General features: G+C 69.2%; 19 protein-coding genes. 4 read left to right on the top strand and 15 right to left on the bottom strand.

Annotated elements, in window-relative coordinates; genetic code table 11:
• Window positions 1-126: 126 nt before the first annotated feature.
• Together QRN67_RS28570 and QRN67_RS28565 are read left to right on the top strand one after the other, a co-directional pair.
• Window positions 127-1,026: a LysR family transcriptional regulator gene (locus QRN67_RS28570; RefSeq protein WP_285414613.1), complete on the top strand. Its 900-nt coding sequence runs from the start codon at window positions 127-129 to the stop codon at window positions 1,024-1,026.
• A gap of 224 nt (window positions 1,027-1,250) precedes the next feature.
• Complete coding sequence (locus tag QRN67_RS28565) at window positions 1,251-2,261, top strand: LacI family DNA-binding transcriptional regulator (protein ID WP_285414612.1); 1,011 nt, start codon at window positions 1,251-1,253, stop codon at window positions 2,259-2,261.
• A gap of 6 nt (window positions 2,262-2,267) precedes the next feature.
• Here the strand turns inward: QRN67_RS28565 and QRN67_RS28560 are convergent, their stop codons facing one another.
• Together QRN67_RS28560 and QRN67_RS28555 are read right to left on the bottom strand one after the other, a co-directional pair.
• Window positions 2,268-3,332: an L-idonate 5-dehydrogenase gene (locus QRN67_RS28560; RefSeq protein WP_285414611.1), complete on the bottom strand. Its 1,065-nt coding sequence runs from the start codon at window positions 3,330-3,332 to the stop codon at window positions 2,268-2,270.
• Between the two features lie 19 nt (window positions 3,333-3,351).
• Entirely contained in the window at window positions 3,352-4,305 is a 954-nt protein-coding gene (locus QRN67_RS28555; protein ID WP_285414610.1) for a 2-hydroxyacid dehydrogenase, read from the bottom strand.
• Between the two features lie 165 nt (window positions 4,306-4,470).
• On the opposite strand from QRN67_RS28555, the gene QRN67_RS28550 reads away from it, so the two are divergent.
• On the top strand, window positions 4,471-5,232 hold the full coding sequence (locus QRN67_RS28550; protein WP_081266211.1) for a glucose 1-dehydrogenase: 762 nt from the start codon (window positions 4,471-4,473) through the stop codon (window positions 5,230-5,232).
• A 4-nt stretch (window positions 5,233-5,236) separates the two neighbouring features.
• Window positions 5,237-5,776 (top strand): gluconokinase, encoded by a 540-nt coding sequence (locus tag QRN67_RS28545; RefSeq protein WP_285414609.1) that lies wholly within the window; start codon window positions 5,237-5,239, stop codon window positions 5,774-5,776.
• Here the strand turns inward: QRN67_RS28545 and QRN67_RS28540 are convergent.
• The 13 genes from QRN67_RS28540 to QRN67_RS28480 all read right to left on the bottom strand — a co-directional run.
• Entirely contained in the window at window positions 5,742-7,640 is a 1,899-nt protein-coding gene (locus tag QRN67_RS28540; RefSeq protein WP_285414608.1) for a glycoside hydrolase family 15 protein, read from the bottom strand. The two genes, QRN67_RS28545 and QRN67_RS28540, sit on opposite strands and share 35 nt — an antisense overlap.
• Window positions 7,641-7,738: 98 nt before the next feature.
• Window positions 7,739-8,473: an RNA polymerase sigma factor FliA gene (locus QRN67_RS28535; protein ID WP_081266208.1), complete on the bottom strand. Its 735-nt coding sequence runs from the start codon at window positions 8,471-8,473 to the stop codon at window positions 7,739-7,741.
• A 34-nt stretch (window positions 8,474-8,507) separates the two neighbouring features.
• Window positions 8,508-9,347, bottom strand: a complete 840-nt coding sequence (locus tag QRN67_RS28530) for a MinD/ParA family ATP-binding protein (protein ID WP_285414607.1) — start codon at window positions 9,345-9,347, stop codon at window positions 8,508-8,510.
• Window positions 9,348-9,357: 10 nt separating this feature from the next.
• A complete protein-coding gene (gene flhF / locus QRN67_RS28525) occupies window positions 9,358-11,862 on the bottom strand; it encodes a flagellar biosynthesis GTPase FlhF (protein ID WP_285414606.1) in 2,505 nt (834 codons plus the stop codon).
• Complete coding sequence (flhA, locus tag QRN67_RS28520) at window positions 11,859-13,958, bottom strand: flagellar biosynthesis protein FlhA (protein WP_081266206.1); 2,100 nt, start codon at window positions 13,956-13,958, stop codon at window positions 11,859-11,861. The genes flhF and flhA overlap by 4 nt, the downstream gene beginning before the upstream one ends.
• Complete coding sequence (flhB, locus tag QRN67_RS28515) at window positions 13,955-15,109, bottom strand: flagellar biosynthesis protein FlhB (protein WP_081266205.1); 1,155 nt, start codon at window positions 15,107-15,109, stop codon at window positions 13,955-13,957. The genes flhA and flhB overlap by 4 nt, the downstream gene beginning before the upstream one ends.
• 135 nt (window positions 15,110-15,244) lie before the next feature.
• Window positions 15,245-15,889 (bottom strand): protein phosphatase CheZ, encoded by a 645-nt coding sequence (gene cheZ, locus QRN67_RS28510; protein ID WP_081266204.1) that lies wholly within the window; start codon window positions 15,887-15,889, stop codon window positions 15,245-15,247.
• A 1-nt stretch (window position 15,890) separates the two neighbouring features.
• Window positions 15,891-16,286, bottom strand: coding sequence for a chemotaxis response regulator CheY (gene cheY / locus QRN67_RS28505; RefSeq protein ID WP_172839779.1), 396 nt, complete (start codon window positions 16,284-16,286; stop codon window positions 15,891-15,893).
• A gap of 31 nt (window positions 16,287-16,317) precedes the next feature.
• Window positions 16,318-17,343 (bottom strand): protein-glutamate methylesterase/protein-glutamine glutaminase, encoded by a 1,026-nt coding sequence (locus QRN67_RS28500; protein ID WP_503010954.1) that lies wholly within the window; start codon window positions 17,341-17,343, stop codon window positions 16,318-16,320.
• Between the two features lie 56 nt (window positions 17,344-17,399).
• Window positions 17,400-18,074, bottom strand: a complete 675-nt coding sequence (cheD, locus tag QRN67_RS28495; RefSeq protein ID WP_285414604.1) for a chemoreceptor glutamine deamidase CheD — start codon at window positions 18,072-18,074, stop codon at window positions 17,400-17,402.
• Window positions 18,071-18,904, bottom strand: a complete 834-nt coding sequence (locus QRN67_RS28490) for a CheR family methyltransferase (RefSeq protein WP_285414603.1) — start codon at window positions 18,902-18,904, stop codon at window positions 18,071-18,073. Before QRN67_RS28490 ends, cheD begins: the two co-directional genes overlap by 4 nt.
• A 95-nt stretch (window positions 18,905-18,999) precedes the next feature.
• Entirely contained in the window at window positions 19,000-20,307 is a 1,308-nt protein-coding gene (locus QRN67_RS28485; protein ID WP_285414602.1) for an EAL and HDOD domain-containing protein, read from the bottom strand.
• Window positions 20,308-20,326: 19 nt separating this feature from the next.
• The coding region (locus QRN67_RS28480; RefSeq protein ID WP_285414601.1) for a chemotaxis protein CheW at window positions 20,327-21,637 on the bottom strand (1,311 nt) is incomplete at its 5' end.

Below are 21,637 nucleotides of genomic sequence, written 5' to 3'. Positions count from 1 at the left end.
TTATGGTTTTGATCGAATGAAGGAACACGCCGATGCTAGGAACGGGGCGCCGGGGCGGCAAATACCAACATGTGGCGAGCCCATAACATCGCGTTATCGAACAACGCCGAAGCGCCGGGCAAAGTCATGAACCTCCGACAGATCGAAGTCTTCCGCGCCGTCATGCTGGCCGGCTCCGTCACCGATGCGGCGCGCTCGCTGCACGTGTCGCAGCCGGGCATCAGCCGCATGCTGTCTCACATCGAGCTGCAGCTGGGGCTGCGCCTGTTCGAGCGCCGCAAGGGCAAGCTGCAGGCCACGCCCGAGGCGCAGGCGCTGTTCGCGGAGGTCGAGCAGGTGTATCGCGGCGTTGCGCGCATCGAGGACTGCGCGCAGGCGCTCAAGAGCGGCAAGATGCTCACGCTGCGCGTGCTGTGCAGCCCGAGCACCGGGCTCGACATGGTGCCGCGCGCGCTCACTGCGCTGGGCCGCGAGTTCCCCGCCGCCCGTTTCTACGTCGAGGTGCTGCTGGCGCGCGACATGGTAAAGCGGCTGGCCGCGCACGAGGCCGACGTGGCGATCTCCACCCTGGCCATCGACGACCCGCTGCTCAACGCGCGCCCCATCGGCCAATGGACGCTGGCCGGCGTGTTTCCCAAGGGCCACCCGCTGGAAGCGCGGCGCACGCTGAAGCCGGCCGACATCCTGGGCGAACGCATGATCGCGTTCAGCCCCGACACGCCGCAGGGCCGCATCATTGCCGACTGGTGCCTGCAGCAAGGCTGCCAGCCCGATGCGCAGACCGAGGTGCGCGCCGGCCAGACCGCCTGCGCGCTGGCGGCGGCGGGCGCGGGCGTGGCCATCGTCGACGACCTCACCGCGCGCGGCTGCATGACCGACCGGCTGAGCTTCCGGCCGATCGGGAAGGCGCCGTCGTTCGACGTGTTCGCCGTCACCAACGACAACTTCGCGGCCTCGCTGCTGGCCGGGCGCTTCATCACGCATGCCGAAGCGGCCCTGCGACAGCTGAAGAAAGAGCGGGCCTGAACCCTGAACACGCGCGAAGAGATACCTGTAACCCGGGCTTTCCGCAGACGCCGAGACCGCCATTACGCTCCGGAGTTTTCACAAACGCCGGAGTTCTCGTAGCATGCGTACAGGCGATACCCGCGTTATCGGTATCGCATCACGCCGCCTGCCTTCGAACCCGATTCCGAGAGAGCCCATTGCCCCCGACCAAAGCCTCCGTCCCTGCGTCCCGCCCGCCCACCATGGCCGACGTGGCCGCGCGCGTCGGCGTGTCGAAGATGACGGTCTCGCGTGCGCTCAACCGCAGCGTGGGCAGCGACCGCGTCACCTCGCAGGCGCTGCGCGAGCGCATCCTGCAGGCCTGCGAAGAGATGGGCTACGTGATCGACCAGACCGCGCGCACTTTCTCGAGCAAGCGCTCGGGTTTCGTCGCGGCGCTGATCCCGTCGCTCAACAACTCCAACTTCTCTGAGACGGTGCAGGGCATTGCCGCGGCGGTGGAATCGCGCGGGCTGCAACTGCTGCTGGGCTACACGGACTACCGCGTGGAGACCGAAGAGCGCCTGCTGCGCGCCATGCTCGCACGCCGGCCCGAGGGCGTGATACTCACCGGCGGCTCCCATACGCCCGCCGCGCGCGCCATGCTGCAGGCCGCCGGCGTGCCGGTCATCGAGACCTGGGACCTGCCCGCCACGCCCATCGGGCACACGGTCGGCTTCTCGAACGCCGAAGCCGCCGCGGCGATGGTGCGGCACCTGCACGGCAAGGGCTACCGGCGCATCGCGTTCATCGGCGGCACCTCGAACCGCGACACGCGCGGCGCCGACCGGCAGCGCGGCTATGCGCAGGCGATCCGCGAACTGGGGCTGCCCGACGGGCGCGTCATCAGCTTCGGCCAGCCGCCGATCTCGATGGCGCAAGGCGGCGAGGCCATCGCGCAGCTCGTGCGCCAGTGGCCCGACGTGGATGCGGTGCTCTGCGTGTCCGACCTCTCGGCCTTCGGCGCGCTGATGGAATGCCAGCGCCGGGGCTGGGACGTGCCCGGGCGCATCGCGATCGCGGGCTTTGGCGACTTCGAAGTCGCGCGCGCCTGCCATCCGCGCATCACCACCGTGGCGGTGGATTGCATGGGCATCGGCACGGCGGCGGGCGAGCTGCTGCTGCGGGTGATCGACGGCACGCGGGACGGGCATCGGCCGCCGCCGGAGACGGTGCTCATCCCGTTTCGCGTCGAGCAGCGGGAGAGCTCCTGAGCGGCCTCAGGCCGCCGCTCCCGCGTCCGCAAAGTCGATCAGCACCTTCATCGCCTGCTTGCGGTCGCTCGCCAGCTCGAAGGCCTCGCGCGCCTGCAGCATCGGGAAGGTGTGCGTCACCACCGGCGACAGGTCGACCTGGCCTTCGTTGATGAGCCGCACGGCCAGCGCGAACTCGGCATGGAAGCGGAACGAGCCGCAGATGCTCAGCTCCTTCGACACCACCATGTTCTGCGGAATGCTCACGTCGCCGCCCAGGCCGAGCTGCACGACCACGCCGCGCGGGCGCATCACTTCCAGGCCGTCGCGCAGCGCGCGTTCGTTGCCGGAGCATTCGAGCATCACGTCGAAGGTGCCCTTGTCGGCCGAATGGCGCGACACCCAGGTCTTGTCCTGCGCGACATTGATGGTCTGGTCGGCGCCCATGGCGCGTGCAATGGCCAGCGGCTCGTCGACCACGTCGGTGGCGGTGATCTCGGCCGCGCCGTGCGCGCGCGCCGCCGCGATGGCCAGCACGCCGATCGGGCCGCAGCCCGACACCAGCACGCGCTTGCCCAGCAGCGGCCCGGCACGCGACACGCCGTGCAGCCCCACCGAGAACGGCTCGGCCAGCGCGGCCAGCCGCAGCGGCACGTGGTCGGCCACCTTCACGCACTGCGTGGCCTCGCACAGCAGCATGTTGCGGAACGCGCCCTGTACGTGCGGCGTGCGCATCGCGCTGCCGTAGAAGCGCATGTCCAGGCACTGGTTGGGCAGGCCTTCGAGGCAGAACTTGCAGGCGCCGCAGGGACGGCTCGGGTTGACGGCCACCTTGTCGCCGATGCGCACGCTCTCCACGCCGGGCGCCACCGCCACCACGGTGCCGGCCACCTCGTGGCCCAGCACCATCGGCTCCTTGATGCGCACGGTGCCGAAACCGCCGTTGTGAAAGTAGTGCAGGTCGGAGCCGCAGATGCCGCCCATGCCGACCTTCACCAATACCTGGCCGGGGCCGATTTCCCCGGCGTCCTGTTCGTCCAGCCGCAGGTCGTCGGGGGCGTGGATCACGAGGCACATACAACGCAAACGCATGATTCTTTCCTTCGGGCGATCAGGCCACGGGGGTGATGAGAGGCTGGCCCGCGAAGTGGGCCTCGAGGTTGCGGCGCACCAGCTCGCCCATGGCGCGGCGCGTCTGTTCGGTGCCGCTGCCATGGTGCGGGGTCAGCACCACGTTGTCGAGCGCGGCGAAGCGCGGGTCGATGCGCGGCTCGTTGAGGAACACGTCGAGCCCCGCGCCGGCAATGCTGCGCGCCTCCAGCGCCTGCAGCAGCGCGGCTTCGTCGACGGTGGTGCCGCGCGACACGTTCACCAGCCAGCCCCTGGGGCCCAGCGCCTGCAGCACTTCGGCATTCACGATGCCGCGCGTGGCCTCGCCGCCCGGCAGGATGACGATGAGCACGTCGCACCAGTCGGCCATCGCGCTCAGGCTCGCGAAGTGGCGGTGCGGGCTGTCTGCCTTCGGGGTGCGGCTGAAGTAGCCCAGCTCCACGTCGAAGCCCGAGAGCCGCTTCGCGATGGTGCTGCCGATGCGGCCGAAACCGGCGATGCCGACGCGCTGGCCGAAGACGCGCGTGGCCAGCGGTACGCCGCCTTGCGCCCATGCGCCGCTGCGCACGAACTGGTCGCTGGCCGCTATGCGCCGCTGCAGCGCCAGCGTGAGCCCCACGGCAAGGTCTGCCACGTCGCCGTTGAGCACGTCGGGCGTGTTGGTCACGCGGATGCCGCGCGCGCGGCAGGCGGCGAGATCGATGGCGTCGGTGCCCACGCCGTAGCAGGCGACCAGCTCCAGCCTGGGCAGCGACGCGATGAGCTCCGCGCTCGCGCCCAGTTCGCCGCGCGTGGCGATGGCGCGGATGTCGGCCGCATGTTCGGCGACGAAGGCCGCCGGGTCCGGCGCCTCCCACAGGTGGTGCAAGGTGTAGGCCGCCCGCATCGGCGCCATGTCCCACTCGGGATAGGCGCCGGCCAGGAGCACGTGCGGGGAAATGGCGGTAGCGGTCAAGCGGAAGTCTCCTGCGGCATGAAAGATACCGGCAACTCTAACGAATTGCTTGCAGCAAAGCCAGCACGGGCTTCACCCATTGACGTTTTCAAAAGATACCGGTAACTTCCTGCCGTTGCCACGTACCGTGGCACCCCGCTCACGCCCCGTACCAAGGAGCTCTTCTTGAAACTGTTCGATCTTTCCGGGCGCACCGCCCTCGTCACCGGCTCCAGCAAGGGCATCGGCTTCGCGCTGGCGGCGGCACTGGGCCAGGCCGGCGCGCGCGTCGTGCTCAACGCACGCGACGCAGCCGCACTCACCGCCGCGCGCGACGCACTGCGCGCCCGGGGCATCGCGGCCGAATCGGTCGCCTTCGACGTGACGGATGCCGCGGCGGTCGAGGCCGGCGTGGCCGCGGTCGAGTCCGGCATCGGCCCCATCGACATCCTGGTCAACAACGCGGGCATGCAGCACCGCGGCGCATTCGCCGAATTCCCCATCGACGCCTGGCACAAGATCACGACCACCAACATCGACAGCGTGTTCTTCGTGGGCCGCTTCGTGGCGCAGCGCATGATCGAGCGCAAGCGCGGCAAGATCATCAACGTGTGCTCGGTGCAAAGCGAGCTGGGCCGCCCCGGCATCGCGCCCTACGCCGCCACCAAGGGCGCGGTGAAGATGCTCACCAAGGGCATGGCCATCGACCTGGGCAAGCACGGCATCCAGGTCAACGGCCTGGGCCCCGGCTACTTCAAGACCGAACTGACGCAGGCGCTGGTGGCCGACGAGGCCTTCACGGCCTGGCTGTCGGGCCGCACGCCGGCCGGCCGCTGGGGGGACGTCGAGGAACTCGGCGGCGCGGCCATCTTCCTCGCGTCGGACGCCTCGAGCTTCGTCAACGGCCACATCCTGTACGTGGACGGCGGCATCACCGCGAGCCTGTAGCCGCATGCACGCGCAGCAGCGCACCTGCGTGGTGGTGATGGGCGTGTCGGGCACCGGCAAGAGCAGCGTGGCGGCGGGGCTGGCGCAGTTGCTCGCGCTGCCCTGGATCGACGCCGACGACCTTCACCTGCCCGAAGCCGTGGCGCGCATGCGGGCCGGCCAGCCGCTGGGCGACGCGGACCGCTGGCCATGGCTCGACCGCGTGGGCGACAACCTGGCCGACCGCACCGCCGCGCCGCGCGGCGTGCTGGTGGCCTGCTCCGCACTGCGGCGCGCCTACCGCGACCGGCTGCGTGCCGCGTCGCCGTCGCTGCAGTTCGTGTTCCTGGACGGGCCCGATGCGCTCATCCGCCAGCGCCTGGAACGGCGCACCGGCCACTACATGCCGCCCAGCCTGCTCGACAGCCAGTTGCGGACGCTGGAACGGCCGGACCCGAGCGAAACGGACGTGTGGCATGCCGCCATCGACAAGCCCGTGGCGCAAATCGTGTCCGACATCGGCGCACGGCTCACCCGCCACGCGAAGGACGCCGCCGCCGCTTGAGCGGCGCCTTGCCGTCGAGGTCCGCCAGCTCCCACACGCCGCCCGCCGCGGACACCAGCGCATGCGCGCTGTTGATCAGCCCGATGTGCGAGAACGCCTGCGGAAAATTGCCGAGCTGCCGCCGCCCGACCGGGTCGTATTCCTCCGCGAACAGGCCCAGGTCGTTGCCCAGCGCCAGCAGCCGCTTGAACAGCACGCGTGCCTTGCGCAGCTTGCCCATGGCCACGTAGACGTTCGTCAGCCAGAAGCTGCAGGCGAGGAACGCGCCCTCCCCGCCTTCCAGGCCGTCGACGCCTTTCTCGGTGCGGTAGCGATACACCAGCCCGTTGAAGATCAGTTCTTTCTCGACGCGCGCGATGGTTCCCTGCACGCGCGGATCGTGGATGGGCAGGAAGCCGATCAGCGGCATCCACAGCAATGCCGCATCGACCGTGTCGGCGCCGTAGTACTGCACGAAGGAATTGCTGGCCGCGTCGTAGCCGCGCGCGCAGACCTCGGCATGGATCTCGTCGCGCGCCGCGCGCCAGTGGTCGACCGGCCCTTCGAGACCGAAGTCTTCCGCGCTCGCGATCATGCGGTCGAAGGCCAGCCAGCACATGATCTTGGAGTGGACGAAGTGGCGCGGCTCGCCGCGCACTTCCCACAGGCTGCAGTCGGGCTGCTTCCACAGCACCATGAGCTGCTTCGCGATGGCGCGCTCCAGCGGCCAGACCTTGTCCATGTCCGCCAGGCCCGCCTTGCGCGCCGCATGGAAAGCCGCGATGACCGAGCCGTACACGTCGAGCTGGCGCTGCCCGTGCGCGCCGTTGCCGATGCGCACCGGCCGGCTGCCGTCGTAGCCCGGCAGCCAGCCGAGTTCCAGTTCGGTGAGCGAGCGTTCGCCGTGCAAGCCGTACATCACCTGCAGTTCCTCGGGCGAGCCGCCCACGGCGCGCATCAGCCACCAGCGCCATGCGCTGGCCTCTTCCACATAGCCGGAGCCGATCAGCGCGTAGAGCGTGAGCGCGGCGTCGCGCAGCCAGCAGAAGCGGTAGTCCCAGTTGCGCTCGCCGCCGGGCTGCTCGGGCAGCGAGGTGCTGGGCGCGGCGACGATGCCGCCTGTGGGCTCGTAGGTCAGCGCCTTGAGCGTGAGCAGCGAACGCATCACCGGCTCGCGGTACTCGCCGTGGTAGCCGCAGCGATCGGTCCATGCGCACCACTCGGCGCTGGCCTGGGCCAGCAACGCGCTGGCGTCGCGCGTGACCGGCGGTTTCTCGTGCGAGGGAAACCAGTCGAGCACGAACGCGATCGACTGCCCGGCCAGCACGGTGAAATCGGCACGGCTCGCAAAGTCTTCATTGACCAGCGGCACGCCGGAGCTGATCCGCACCGCATCGGGCCCGGCGACGGCATGCACCGCGCCGTCGCGCCGCTCGACCCAGGGGCACCACTCGCCGTAGTTGAAGCGGATGCGCAACTCGGTGTGCATGTTCACCGCGCCGCGCACGCCCCGCACGATGCGCACCACCTCGTGCGTGCCGCCCGCGGCCGGGCGCGGCATGAAGTCGGTCACCAGGGCCGTGCCCTTGGCGGTGTGGATGGTGGTCTCCAGCACCATGGTGCCGGGCAGGTAGCGGCGCGTGACCCGGGCCTTGGCGCTCCTGGCGCGCATGGTCCAACGGCCGTTGCGCTCGTCGCCGAGCAGGCTCGCGAACATGGCGGCGGAATCGAAGCGCGGCAGGCACAGCCACTCGATGTCGCCGCCCAGGTGCACCAGCGCGGCGCTGTGGGTGGAGCCGATCAGCGCATAGTCGGCAATGGGCCGTGCCGGGCGGGCATGCCGCCGGCGCGTCGAGGGTTGCTTATTTTTTGGCGGCTGAGACAAGCCGTGAGCATCGCCCGCCGGCCGGCGGCACCGCGCCGGAGAGCGGCGCCAAGTGCTGCCGGACAACGCCTATCCGGCCGCGGCCGGCTGCGTCGTCGTCAGAGCAGGTCCTTGAGCTTCGCGCGCAGCCTGCTGATCGCCTGGCTGTGCAGCTGGCACACGCGCGACTGGCTCACTTCCAAGATGGCGCCGATTTCGCGCAGGTTCAATTCTTCCTCGTAGTAGAGGTTCAGCAGCAGCTGGTCGCGCTCCGGCAGCGCCGAAATCGCATCCACCAGCTGGTGGCGGAAGCCGCTCTCCAGCAGTTGCTCCAGCGGGTCGTCGCCACTGCGCCGGTCGCGGCGCGCGTCCTGCGAGTGGATGTCCAGGAACGGGTTGTCCGGGTCGTCCTTCGCGAAGTCCTCCACGTAGAGCAGCTGGCAGCCATGTATCTCCTGCAGCATGGACTGGTAGGCCTCCAGGTCCATCTTCAGTTCCTTGGCGATCTCGCCTTCGCTCGGCGCGCGCCCGAGCCGGTGGCCGAGCGCATGAATGGCCTTCTCGATGCCACGGGCCGACTGGCGCAGGCCGCGCGAGCCCCAGTCGCTGGCGCGCAGTTCGTCGAGCATGGCGCCGCGGATGCGCTGGCTGACGAAGGTCTCGAACTGCGCTCCACGGTTGTCCTGGTAGCGGCTGGACGCATCCAGCAGGCCCAGCATGCCGGCCTGGATCAGGTCGTCCAGCTCCACGCTGGCGGGCAGCTTGGCCATCATCTGCAATGCGATGCGGCGCACCAGCGGCTGATGCTGCGCCAGCAGGTGCGATTTCTCGATGGTTCCCTGTGCGGTGTACACGGACGTCCTCTTGCGGTTATCTGCCGGAACCGGGTCAGGCGGCTGCGGCCGCGTGCATCACGGCCTGGGCTGGCTTGCCTGGAGCAACGCCGGCGCGCGCATCGGCGCGCCAGGGCCAGCGGCCCATGTCGTCGGCCACGCGGCGGAAATCGACCGCCGCCGCGCTCGCGGGAAAGGCCTCGACGATGGTCTGCTTCAGCCGCCATGCATCGGCGACGCGCGCGTCGAAGCGGGCCCAGCCGGCCGCCTCCAGCGACAGCGCCAGGTAGCGGCTGCCGGCGTTGGCCAGGTTGCTCATGATCCGGCGCGCCGCCTCGACCTCGGCCACGCCGTTGACGAGGAAGCGCAATTGCTTGAGTCCGTGCGCGTAGTGCAGGCGCTTGATGCCCGCATAGGCGGTGGTGATCGACGCAGGCTGCGGCTGCAGCACCAGCAGGAGTTCGTCGGCGGCCTGCGCGAGCGGCGACAGGCGGCCTTCGCTGTCGAGCGCCGCGTCGACGATGACCACGCCGTCGCGCCACATCGTGCGCGGGTCGGTGGCGTCGCCGGCCACGCCGGGCGGCGCGGGCAGCACGTGCACGCCGCTGCCGGCGCGCACCGCCGCGCTCGCGAGCGTGAGCCGGCCGGAGGCCACGTCGGCCAGCCCGCCCAGCGGATCGATGGCCCAGACCTCGCAGGCCGAGCCGACCTTGGGACAGTGCTCATCGAGCAGCAGCACGTTCTTGCCCTGCTGCACCAGCGCGGCGCCGAGGTTCATCGCGGCCGTGGTGGCACCCGCGCCCGGGCCCATGCTCGTGACCGCGACCACGCGTGTCTGCGTCTGCGCCAGCAGGCGGCGCAACCCGTCGGCCTGGTCCGCGACCATCTTGCTCATTGCGATCTCCTCAACCCTGCGGCTCCAGCGCGCGCGGCGCCTGCACGGGCGCGGTGGACTCGGTGCCCAGCGCCTCCAGCAACAGGAAAAGCTTGCCCACGCCCGCATACAGCGCGCTGCCGCTCATGAGCCGGCCGTTGCGCACCGGGCGGCCGGTCAGCTGGCCCAGCAGCACGCGGGTGCGGTCGGCCCATTCGCCCTCGGCCTGCGCCAGGCGCCACACGGTGGTGGTCATCTGGCCGGCGATGAGCAGGCGCTTCATGTTGTTCGGGTCGCCCAGTTCGCCGATGCCGCCGACCAGCTGCACGCCGTCGCGCAGCAGGCGGAAGCACGGCTCGGCGTCGTTGGCCCAGGCCTGCCATTGGGCGAGCTGGCGCGCCGTCACCTCGGTGCCGATGTTCGTGAGCGCATAGCTCTGCGCCAGCACGTTGCCGCTGCGCGCGTCGAGCATGCGCGTGGCGACGCAGCGCAGCGCGGGCATGGCCTCGCGCCCGACGCCCGCCGCCACCGCGGCCGCGTTGAAGCGCAGCACCACGTCGACCTGCGCCTCGCAGCGCAGCGCGGCCTTGCCGCGGAAGCGCACGGCCTGCCCTTCGCTGAACTCGAAGTCCAGCCGCGCGAGCGTGTCGGGTGCGCCGGTGCGCGCATCGACCACCGCCGTGGAGCCCGGCGCGCGCGCCAGCCAGCGCTGGCCGCCCGCCTGCCACTGCAGCATCGACTCGAGGCCGGGCAGGCGCGTGAGCACATGCACCATCGGCTTGCCGCCGAAGTCCTGCTGGCGCAGCCACGGCACCTGGCGCGCGCCCGGCTTGCGGGAGGCGTCTTTCATGCCGCGCGTGGCGGCGGTGGAAAGCCATTGGTTGGGCGCGGCCAGCGGCAGGCCGCTGCGGTCCGACAGCAGCAGGCTGCCGTGGCATTCGTAGGCGTCGCCGCCTTCGTTGGAGCGCAGGCCGACCTGGCCGCACAGCGCAAGCACATGGGTCTTGCAGCCGGCCGCGATCTCGCCGCGCGCATGCACCATCAGGTCCTGAAGCACGGCCTTCTGGCCGATGTCTTCGTCGGCGGCATTGCGCCACAGCCCGCGCGCACGCTCGAAGCCGATCTGCGCGCCGGCCAGCGCGCTGGCGGCGGTAGCCAGCTCTTGCGCGTCGTGCGCCATCGCGCGGATCAGGTTCTGGTACTTCAGCCGCAGGCGGTCGGCTTCGCCCTGCGCCTGCACCACCTGCGCCGACGGCGCGGTGCCCGCGGGCTCTTCCTGCAGGTCGCTTTCGGCCGGCACGAACAGCGGGTTGTGCTGGCGCGGCTGGAACACGCTGTCCACCAGTTGCGCGCGGTCGGCCTGCATCAGGTTCTCGGGCACCTTCTGGCCGCTGGAGATGTAGTGCACCGGCAGGCGATGGCGGATGACGGTGTCGATCAGCGCGCCCGGGTGCGTGGACTCGTCGACCTTGGTGAAGATGCAGCCGGTCAGGTCGTTGCCGTGGCGGTAGGCGTGCACCACTTCGTTGAGCGTGTCGCCGTGGCTGGTGGCGTTGAGCAGCAGCAGCCGCTTCACCGGGCGCGGGCTCTGGCCCAGCATGGCGATCTGCTCGGGCACGGCGCGGTCGCGCTGGCTCATGCCGACGGTGTCGATCAGCACCATGTGCTTGTCGCGCAGGTCCTGCAGCACCAGGTGCAGGTCGGCAGCGTCCTTCACGGCGTAGACGGGCACGTTGAGGATCTGGCCGTAGATGCGCAGCTGCTCGTAGGCGCCGATACGGTAGCTGTCGGTGGTCACCAGCGCGAGCTTGTCGGCGCCGAAGCGCATCACGCAGCGCGCGGCCAGCTTGGCGGTGGTGGTGGTCTTGCCGACGCCGGTCGGGCCCATCAGCGCATAGACGCCGCCCTGCGCGAACAGGGCGTCCTCGTCTTCATGCACAGGCACCGCGCGGATCAGCTCGGAGCGCACGTAGGCCATGCCCTCGGCGTAGGTCTGGCCGGTGGGCAGCTTCTCGAGCATGGCCTTCGACAGGCGCGCGCTGAAGCCGGCGCCCAGCAGCGTGCGCAGCAGGCGGCCGCGCACCGGGTCGCGGCGCTGCTTGTCGTTCCAGACCACGCTGGCGAGCTGCTCTTCGATCATGCCGCGCATGGAGTGCAGTTCGTTGAGCACGGTGTCGCCGTGGAGCGCGGGTGCTGGCGCGGGCGCGGCCACGGGCTGCGGCGCGGGGCGCGCGGCCTGAACAACAGGTGCAACAAGTGCGACCGGCGCGGCCTGTGCAACGGGCGCTGCGACAGCGACAGCCGCAGGTGCGGGCACGGGTGCGGCCGCGACAGCCGCCGGCGCCGCGTTGCGCGCCACGCCCTGCACATCGCCCTCCACCATGGCGACGATCTCGACGCCCTCGGCGGTGGCACGGTGGGTCAGCACGATGGCGTCGGCGCCCAGCGCCTCGCGCACCAGCCTCAGGGCTTCGCGGCTGGTGGCCGCGACGAATTTGCGTGCGGTGGTGCGCACGTCGTTCTGCTGGGAATTCAACCTCGTCCTCCAATGGCGGCGGTGATCTTGATGGTGCGGGAATCAGGGATTTCCGCGTGCGAAAGAACCTTGAGCTGCGGCAGGCTGCGCCGCAGGAAACGCGACAGCAGCACGCGCAGCGAGTGCTGCACGACGAGCACCGGGGCCAGCCCCATCTGCTCCTGCCGCTGGATGGCGGCCTGCGCCTGGTGCAGCAGGTTGTCGGCAATGCCGGGCTCGATGCCGCCGCTGCTGCCCAGCGCCTGCTGCAGCACGCCGTCGAGCGCGCCGTCCAGGCCGATGACCTGCATCTCGCCATCGCCCGGGAACAGCTGCTGCGTGATGGCGCGGCCCAGCGCCAGGCGCGTGAGCGTGGTGAGTTCGGTCGGGTCCTTGATGGTCGGCGCGTGCTCGGCCATCACGTCGAGGATGGTGCGCATGTCGCGGATCGGCACCTCTTCGTCCAGCAGGTTCTGCAGCACCTTGTGCAGCGTGCTGAGCGACAGCACCTTCGGCACCAGGTCCTCGGTGAGCTTGGGCGCGGTCTTGGCGATCTGGTCGAGCAGCTGCTGCACTTCCTGGCGGCCCAGCAGTTCGGCCGCATGCGTCTGTATGAGATGGTTCAGGTGCGTGGCCATCACGGTGCAGGCATCGACCACCGTGTAGCCGTACACCTGCGCCTGCTGGCGCTGGCTGGCGTCGATCCACACCGCGGGCAGGCCGAAGGCCGGGTCGCGCGTGGGCGCGCCGGGCAGCGTGCCCGACACCTGGCCCGGGTTGATGGCCATCCACTGGTTCGGGAAGGCCTCGCCGCGGCCGATCTCCACGTCCTTCAGGGTGATGACGTAGGTGTTGGGCTTGATCTCCAGGTTGTCGCGGATGTGCACCACCGGCACCAGGAAGCCGATGTCCTGCGCGATCTTCTTGCGGATGCTCTTGATGCGGCCCAGCAGCTCGCCCTGCTGCGACTGGTCCACCAGCGGAATCAGGCGGTAGCCGACCTGCATGCCCAGCGGGTCGACCATGGCCACGTCGTCCCAGGTGGCCTCGGCCATCTCGCTGCCGGGCGCGAGGTTGGCGGCCTGCGCGGCGGCCGCCTCTTGCGCCGCCTGCTGCTGCGGCTTGCGCTGCACCAGGCGGCGGCCCAGCCACACCAGGCCGCCCGCGATCAGCAGGAACGCCAGGTTCGGCATGCCGGGAATCATGCCCAGCAGGCCGACGATGCCGGCCGTCAGGAACAGCACCTGCGGGTTGGAGAACAGCTGCCCGGTGAGCTGGCTGCCGACGTCTTCGTCGGTGGTCACGCGCGAGACGATCACGCCGGCCGCGGTCGAGATCACCAGCGCCGGGATCTGCGCCACCAGGCCGTCGCCGATGGCCAGCAGCGTGTAGGTCTTGCCGGCGGTGGAGAAGTCCAGCCCGTGCTGCACCATGCCGACCACCAGCCCGCCGATGATGTTGATCACCATGATGAGCAGGCCCGCGATCGCGTCGCCGCGCACGAACTTGCTGGCACCGTCCATCGAGCCGTAGAAGTCGGCTTCCTGCGCCACTTCCTGGCGGCGCTTGCGGGCCACTTCCTCGCCGATCAGGCCGGCGTTGAGGTCGGCGTCGATGGCCATCTGCTTGCCGGGCATCGCGTCGAGCATGAAGCGCGCGCCCACCTCGGCGATGCGGCCCGCGCCCTTGGTGATCACCATGAAGTTGATGAGCACGAGGATGATGAACACCATCACGCCCACCGCGAAGTTGCCGCCCACCAGGAAGTGGCCGAACGCTTCGATCACCTTGCCGGCCGCGTCCGGGCCGGTGTGGCCGTTCATCAGCACCACGCGCGTGGAGGCCACGTTCAGCGACAGGCGCAGCAGCGTGGAGAACAGCAGCACCGCCGGGAAGGCCGCGAAGTCGAGCGCCTTCATGGTGTACATGCTCACCAGCAGCACCATCACCGACATGGCGATGTTGAAGGTGAACAGCAGGTCGAGCAGGAATGGCGGCAGCGGCAGCACCATCATGCTCAGGATCATGATGATGAGAATCGGCCCGGCCAGTCCCTTGAACTGCGATCCGGAGAACATCTGCGTCGGCAGACGCAACAGGTTGGTCATCGCGTTCATGCGGCTTTCGCTGTGTCTTTCACTGTGTATTCAAGGGCTTGCGGCACCTGCAGGTCGGTGGGGGTGCGCGGGGCGTCGCCGCCCTCGCTCTTCCAGCGCTTGAGCTGGTAGACCCACGCCAGCACTTCGGCCACCGCGGTGTAGAGGCCGCTCGGAATCTCCTCGCCCACCTTGGTGTGCTTGTAGAGCGAACGCGTGAGCGGCGGCGCCTCGAGGATGGCGACGTTGTGTTCCTTCGCCAGTTCGCGGATGCGCTCGGCGACCAGGTCGGTGCCCTTGGCGACCACGCGCGGCGCGCGCATGTCGCTGTCCAGGTATTTCAGCGCCACCGCGAAGTGGGTGGGGTTGGTCAGCACGATGTCGGCCTTGGGCACCTCGGACATCATCCGGCGCTTGGCGATCTGCTGTTGCTGGCGGCGGATCTGCGCCTTGATGTGGGGGTCGCCTTCGCTTTCCTTGTGCTCCTGGCGCAGGTCTTCGCGCGACATGCGCAGCTTGCGGTAGTAGCTCCAGAGCTGGAACGGCACGTCGATCAGCGCCACCAGGAACAGCGTGGCCGCGATCAGAACGCAGTGCTTGGCCACCAGCACCAGCGCGTGCGGCAGCGCGTAGTGCGCGGGCTGTGCCATGAGCGCCATCACCGTGCCGATGTCGCCCGCGATCACCCACCATGCCACGCCGCCGATCAGCGCCGACTTGGCCAGCGCCTTGACCAGCTCGGCCAGCGACTGGGCGGAGAACATGCGCGCGATGCCGGCCAGCGGATTGATCTTGCTGAACTTCGGCGCGACGGCCTCTACGGAGAACATCCAGCCGCCGAGCATCAGCGGCGCGGCCACGGCCGCCACCATCATCATGGCGAACAGCGGGCCGATGGCCAGCAGCGTCTGCAGCCCCATGAGCCCGGTCTGGGCCAGCATGTGCGAGGTGTCGAACGCGCTGGCGCGCTCGAACTGCAGGCCGCGGCGCAGCGAACCGTCCATGCTCTCGCCGAGCAGCCCCGCGCTGAACCACAGGCCCGCGCTCGCGGTGCCCAGCATCACGAAGGTGGTGAGCTCCCGTGAACGGGCAACGTTGCCTTCCTCGCGCGCCTTTTCCAGGCGCCGCTCGGAGGCGGGTTCCGTTTTTTCGAGATCGCTTTCCTCAGCCATTCATGCTCCGAACCAGCAGTGGCGAAGTACGCCTTGCTCATGACCAAATTATTGAATTCGGTCGTCCGGAACAATCTGCCGATAAGGGCCCTTATCGCCCTGCAGTTCGGCCAATGAAGCAGGGCCGGGCGGGCTCTAGAAGCCCAGGCTCTCCAGCAGGTCGTCCACCTGGGCCTGGTCGGTCACGGCCTCGGGGTTGCCGGGCTTGACCTGCGGGCCGTTCTGCAGGCTATGGGCGGCTTCTTGGCGCTTCTCGGGCGGGGAGTTGTCGATCAGCACCTGGAGCAGCTGCGTCTCCACGTCGTTGACCACTTCCATCATCTTCTTGATGACCTGGCCGGTCAGGTCCTGGAAGTCCTGCGCCATGAGGATTTCCATCAGCTGCGAGTTGATGGCGCTGGCGCGATCGGGCACCTCGTTGAGGTAGCCGCGCGTGTCCAGCACCAGCTCGCGCGCCTGGTCGAGCTCGAGCGGGTTCTCGAACCACTGGTCCCAGCGCTTGCTCAGGCCCTTGGCGTCGCTGGCCAGCGCTTCCTGCAGCGGCTGCGCCACGTCGATGGCGTTGAGCGCGCGGTGCGCCGCGCGCTCGGTGGTCGCCGCCACGTAGCTCAGGCGGTCGCGCGCGTCGGGAATGGCCTGGGCGGCCTTGGCCACCTGCTTGTCCAGACCCAGCTCGCGCAGGCCTTCGCGCAGCTGGCGCGTGAGCTGGCCGATGCGCCCGAGCAGTTGTTCCGCGGTGTTGTTGGTGGAGTCCGCGGCCACCGATGCGTCCTGGCTCATGTCAGGCTGCCTCTTTGGCCAGCTTCTCGAAGATCTTGGTGATCTTCTCTTCGAGCGTGGCGGCGGTGAACGGCTTCACCACATAGCCATTGGCGCCCGCCTGCGCGGCCGCCACGATGTTTTCCTTCTTGGCCTCGGCCGTGACCATCAGCACCGGGAGCTTCTTGAGCTCGGGGTCGGCGCGGATGGTCTGCAGCATGGTCAGGCCGTCCATGTTCGGCATGTTCCAGTCGGACACCACGAAGCCGAAATTGCCGCCGCGCAGTTTCTCGATACCGGCCGCGCCGTCCTCGGCCTCGTCGACGTTGAGGAACTCCAGTTCCTTCAGCAGGTTGCGCACGATGCGGCGCATGGTCGGGAAGTCGTCCACAACCAGGATTTTGATGCTCTTGTCGATCACGATATTTCCAACTCCAACAGGTCGATTTTCAAACTCGGTTCGCACGTTCGCCGAACGTGCGAAGGTGCGCCAGAACCCGGCGACTCACTTCACTCAGGGGGGATACGTCGTCCACCGCGCCCAGCGCGATGGCCTCGCGCGGCATGCCGAAGACCACGCAGCTGGCCTCGTCCTGCGCCAGCGTGTGGGCGCCGGCGCGCTTCATGCGCAGCAGGCCCTCGGCGCCGTCCTTGCCCATGCCGGTCAGGATGATGCCGATGGCGTTCTTGCCCGCGCACTTGGCGGCCGAATCGAACAGCACGTCGATCGACGGGCGGTGGCGGTTCACCGGCGGCTCCTGGTCGAGGTGCGCCACGTAGTTGGCGCCGCTTCGGCCCAGCGACAGGTGAAAGCCGCCCGGCGCGATGTACGCGTAGCCCGGCAGCACGCGCTCGCCGTGCTCCGCTTCCTTGACGTTGATGCGGCACAGGCCGTCCAGGCGCTGCGCGAACGAACGCGTGAAGCCGGCCGGCATGTGCTGCGCGATCATCACCGCGGGCGAGTCGGGCGGCAGCGGCTGCAGCACCTCGCGGATGGCCTCGGTGCCGCCGGTGGAGGCGCCGATGATGATCAGCTTCTCGGTGCTGAGCAGCGGGCTGCGCAGCAGCGATTCCTGCGGCGCGTCCGCCGGGGACTTGGCGGCGGCCGCATGCCGGCTCGGCAGCAGCCGCGCGCTGGCGGCCGTGCGGATCTTGCCGGCGATGAGCTCGGTGTAGTTGAGCAGGCCGTCGCGCACGCCCAGGCGCGGCTTGGTCACGAAGTCGATGGCGCCGAGCTCGAGCGCGCGCAGCGCGATCTCCGAGCCCCGCTCGGTCAGTGAAGACACCATGACCACCGGCATCGGCCGCAGGCGCATGAGCTTCTCGAGGAACTCCAGCCCGTCCATGCGCGGCATTTCGACGTCGAGCGTGAGCACGTCGGGGTTGGTGACCTTGATGAGGTCGCGCGCCACCAGCGGATCGGCTGCAGTGCCCACCACGGTCATGTCACTCTGGCTGTTGATGATCTCGGTCATCACGCTGCGGATCAGCGCCGAATCGTCGACGCACAGCACTTTTATTTTCTTTACGCTCACCGGTTTCCTTTGATGGCGGCCAGGGGCGCCATGCGGGCGCCCGGGGCGTTGCTTGTTTTCTCCAGGTCGGGCACCGCGCGCAGGCCGGACAGACTGCGCAGCAGTTCGCCCTCCTCGCGCTGGATCGACCGGACTTCCGTCTGCGCGCGCAGCTTGCGCACGATCGCCTTGCCGGTGGCCGGCATGAAGTACACGCGCCGCGCGTGCGGCCCGCGCAGGTCTTGCGCGGCGACCTCGATGCGCTCCGTGCGCAGATAGCGCAGCACGAAGTCCGCGTTGCGGTCGCCGATGTTCAGCGTGGTCATGTTGGCCAGCACCGCGCCGCCGCCGAACACCTTGGCCTGCAGCCGGTCTCGGCGAGCGCCCGCGCGCACCAGCTCGCGGATCAGCACGTCCATCGCGTAGGTGCCGTAGCGCATGGAGTCGACCGGGTCGCGCATGCCGGACTCGCTGTCGTCGGGCAGCATGAAGTGGTTCATGCCGGCCACGCCGGCCTCGGCGTCGTGCAGGCACGCGGCCACGCAGGAGCCCAGCACGGTGCTCAGCACGGTGTCGTCCGCCGTCACGTAGTACTCCGACGGCAGCAGCTTCACCGCCTTGTGGCCGACGTCGCGGTCGAAGTAGTGGTGGGTCGCCACCGAATCCGGCGCGCTGGGGCTGGTGTTGCTCATGCCGCGCCCGGGGCGCGCGTGCGCGCCAGTTCGTACACCGTCTGGCCCAGCGACTTGAACGCCTGGTTGACCAGCGACGCGTTCTCCGAATGCCCGGCGAACAGCAGCCCGTTCGGCTTGAGCAGCGGCACGAAGCGGTCGAGCACCTTCTTCTGCGTAGGCTTGTCGAAATAGATCATCACGTTGCGGCAGAAGATCGCGTCGACCGGCTCCTTGACGGACCAGGCGCTGTCCAGCAGGTTGAGCCGCGAGAACTTCACCAGCGCGGCCACCTCGGGGCGAATGCGCACCTTGCCCGCATTGGCGCCGGTGCCCTTGTTGAAGAAGCGACGCAGCCGCTCCGGCGACAGCCGCGCGACCTGCTCGGTGGTGAATACGCCGGCCGCGGCCTTGGCCAGCACCGCCGTGTCGATGTCGGTCGCGATGACGCGCGCCGACCCCGCCTTGTCGCCCAGCGCCTCCATCAGCGTGATGGCGATCGAGTACGGCTCCTCGCCGGTCGATGCGGCCGCGCACCACACCGTCACCGGTTGCGGCATCTTGCGCACATGCGCGGCCAGCGCCGGAAAGTGGTGCGCCTCGCGGAAGAACGAGGTCAGGTTGGTGGTCAGCGAGTTGATGAACAACTGCCACTCCCCGCCGTCCGCGCTGGACTCCAGCCAGTCGAGGTACGTGGAGAACTCGGGGAGCTGAAGCTCCCTCAGGCGACGCGAGAGCCGGCTGTACACCATCTGCCGCTTCTGGTCGCCAAGGGCGATGCCGGCGCGGCGATGGATGAGGGTCCGGATTCTCGAGAAGTCGCTATCGGTAAAGAGGAACTCGTTATTCACAGCCAGCCTGGAAGCATGGCTTTCAATGTACATACCGCTCCCCGTTTCCAATGGAGCGATCAGATGCACAAAAGCCCTGCACTTTCAATGTCATGTCAGGGCCCCGCCGCGGCCGGACTCGCGTCCTGGGACCACACCAGCGCCGAAAGTTGCGCCGCGTTGACCTGCGCCGCGCTGAGGAAAAGAGCCTCGGCCAGGCGCGGGGCCTGGCCGTCGTCCAGCTCGCAGCTCTCGGCCAGCGCCACGAACGGGCCGTAAAGGCCGCCGCGCGACAGGATGGCCTGCTGCACCGACTCGGTGAGCTGCACCTTGCGCAGCACGCCTTCCATCGACACGCCCAGCAGCTGGTCGAGCAGCGAGAACATGCCCGCCACGAACAGGTTGTCGGATTCGCTGGGCGGCAGCATGCCCTGCCCCATCAGCTCGACGAAGCGGCCGCGCACGATGGCCTTCTTCATCATGAACGGGGAGCTGGCCTTGTTGCTGGTGGCCAGCAGCAGCGACAGCCAGCGGTACAGCGGCGAATAGCCGAGCATGGCCACCGCATGGCGCAGCGAATGGATCTCCACCGCCATGCCGACCGAAGGCGAATTGATGTAGCGCAGCAGCCGGTAGGTGAGCGCCGCGTCGTGCTTGAGCGCCGCCTCGATGACGCGCACGTCTTCGTTGCGCTGGATCATCTGCATGAGCTGCACGATCAGCAGCGACTCGGGCTGCAGGGCGTCGTCCACGTCGCGCACCGGCGGATTGCGGAACGCGCCGTCGATGAACACGTTCACGCGCCGCGCGGCGCAGGCGTCGAATTCCTTCCAGGTGTTCACGCGGGGCGCCACCAGCTCGACCGGCGGGTTGCCTTGCTGGGTTTCCTGGCGCACGCGCACCACGGTCTCGGCGTCCAGCGCGTCCACCTCGAAGTGGGTGACGATGGCCCGCAGTTCGGGGTCTTCCGGCAGCGCCGCGGCGCCGCGCAGCATGAAGCCGAAGCCCTGTTCGCGCAGGAACAGCAGGATGGAGCGCAGCTCGGCGTCCATCAGGTCTTCCTTGTCCATGCACAGCACCACGCTTTGCGCCGGCAGCGACTGCAGTTCGCTCTGGAACAGCGCGTCGACCGAGACATCCACGAACAGCAGCATGGCGCCGAGCTGCCAGCCGCCGTCCTCGGGGTTGAGGTGCAGCGCCGCGGTGTCCATCAGCGCCTTGATGCCGGCGCCCGCCTGGGCGGCCGCCTGTTCGCCCGCCGGCCGCCAGGCCAGCCGGTAGCCGGTGACGCGCCGCTGCGCGTCGAGCAGCATGGCGTAGGCCACGTGGCCGTTCGCGGCGGCATCCTGGCCGCGCGCGGCGTCGGTGCCGTCCGCGCCATCGGCGCCGCCGGAACCCGAACGTCTGAAGAAGTCGAAACGCATTCAGCTGTCTCCGTGGGTCTCAGAGCGCGATGGCGTCGGCCCTCCGGGAGGCTCCCGCCAGGGCAGCCGCGCTCGCGGCTTGCGCGCGCTGGATGCGTGGCATGGCGCCCACGTCGATGATGAAGGCCACGCTGCCGTCGCCGAGGATGGTCGCGGCCGAGATGCCGGGCACCTTGCGATAGTTGGTTTCCAGGTTCTTCACCACCACCTGGTGCTGTCCGAGCAGTTCGTCGACCAGCAGCGCGAAGCGGCTGTCGTCGGCCTGCACGATCACCAGGATGCCCTGCGTCGGATGCGTCTGCGCGCCCGCCACGTCGAACACGCGGTGCAGTTCGATCAACGGCAGGTATTCGCCGCGCACGCGGATCACGTGGCCGTCGGCGGTGATGGAATGCAGGTGCTCCGGCAGCGGCTGCAGCGACTCGATCACGTAGCTCAGCGGCAGGATGTAGGCCTCGTCGCCCACCTTCACCGACATGCCGTTCAGGATGGCCAGTGTCAGCGGCAGCACGATGCGCGTGGTGGTGCCCTGCCCGCCGCGCGAGTGGATTTCCACATGGCCGCCCATTTCCTGGATGTTGCGCTTGACCACGTCCATGCCCACGCCGCGGCCCGAGATGTCGGTCACCTGGTCGGCGGTGGAGAAGCCGGGCGCGAAGATGAGTTGCCACACCTCCTCGTCGGGAATGGTCTCGCTCACCGCCATGCCCTGCTGCATGGCCTTGGCCAGGATGCGTTCGCGGTTGAGGCCGGCGCCGTCGTCGCTCACCTCGATCACGATGTTACCGCCGTGGTGCTGCGCCGACAGCAGCAGCTGGCCGGTGGCGTCCTTGCCCTTGGCCAGGCGCACTTCGGGCGTCTCGATGCCGTGGTCGAGGCTGTTGCGCACCAGGTGCGTGAGCGGGTCGACGATGCGCTCGATCAGGCCCTTGTCGAGCTCTGTTTCCTTGCCGTAGGTGTCCAGGCGCACCTGCTTGCCCAGCTTGGCGCTGACGTCGCGGATCACGCGCGGGAAGCGGCTGAACACGTAGTCCATCGGCATCATGCGGATGGACATGACCGATTCCTGCAGGTCGCGCGCGTTGCGCTCCAGGTGGCCGAGGCCGCTGAGGAAGCGCTCGTAGGCCACCGGGTCGAGCATGGTCGCGGCCTGCGTGAGCATCGACTGCGTGATGACGAGTTCGCCCACGAGGTTGATGAGCTGGTCGACCTTCTCCACGTCGACGCGGATGGAGCTGGATTCCTTGGCGGCGGACGCCGCGGCGGGCGCTGCCGCCACCGGCGCGGGCGGCGCGGCCTGCACAGCCGGCACGGCGGCGGCGACCACGGC

Origin of the sequence: Variovorax sp. efr-133-TYG-130 (assembly GCF_030208835.1) — a bacterium.
Lineage (GTDB): Bacteria > Pseudomonadota > Gammaproteobacteria > Burkholderiales > Burkholderiaceae_C > Variovorax.
Note: the sequence above shows the minus strand (reverse complement) of the source record. Positions and strands in the feature narration are given on the sequence as shown.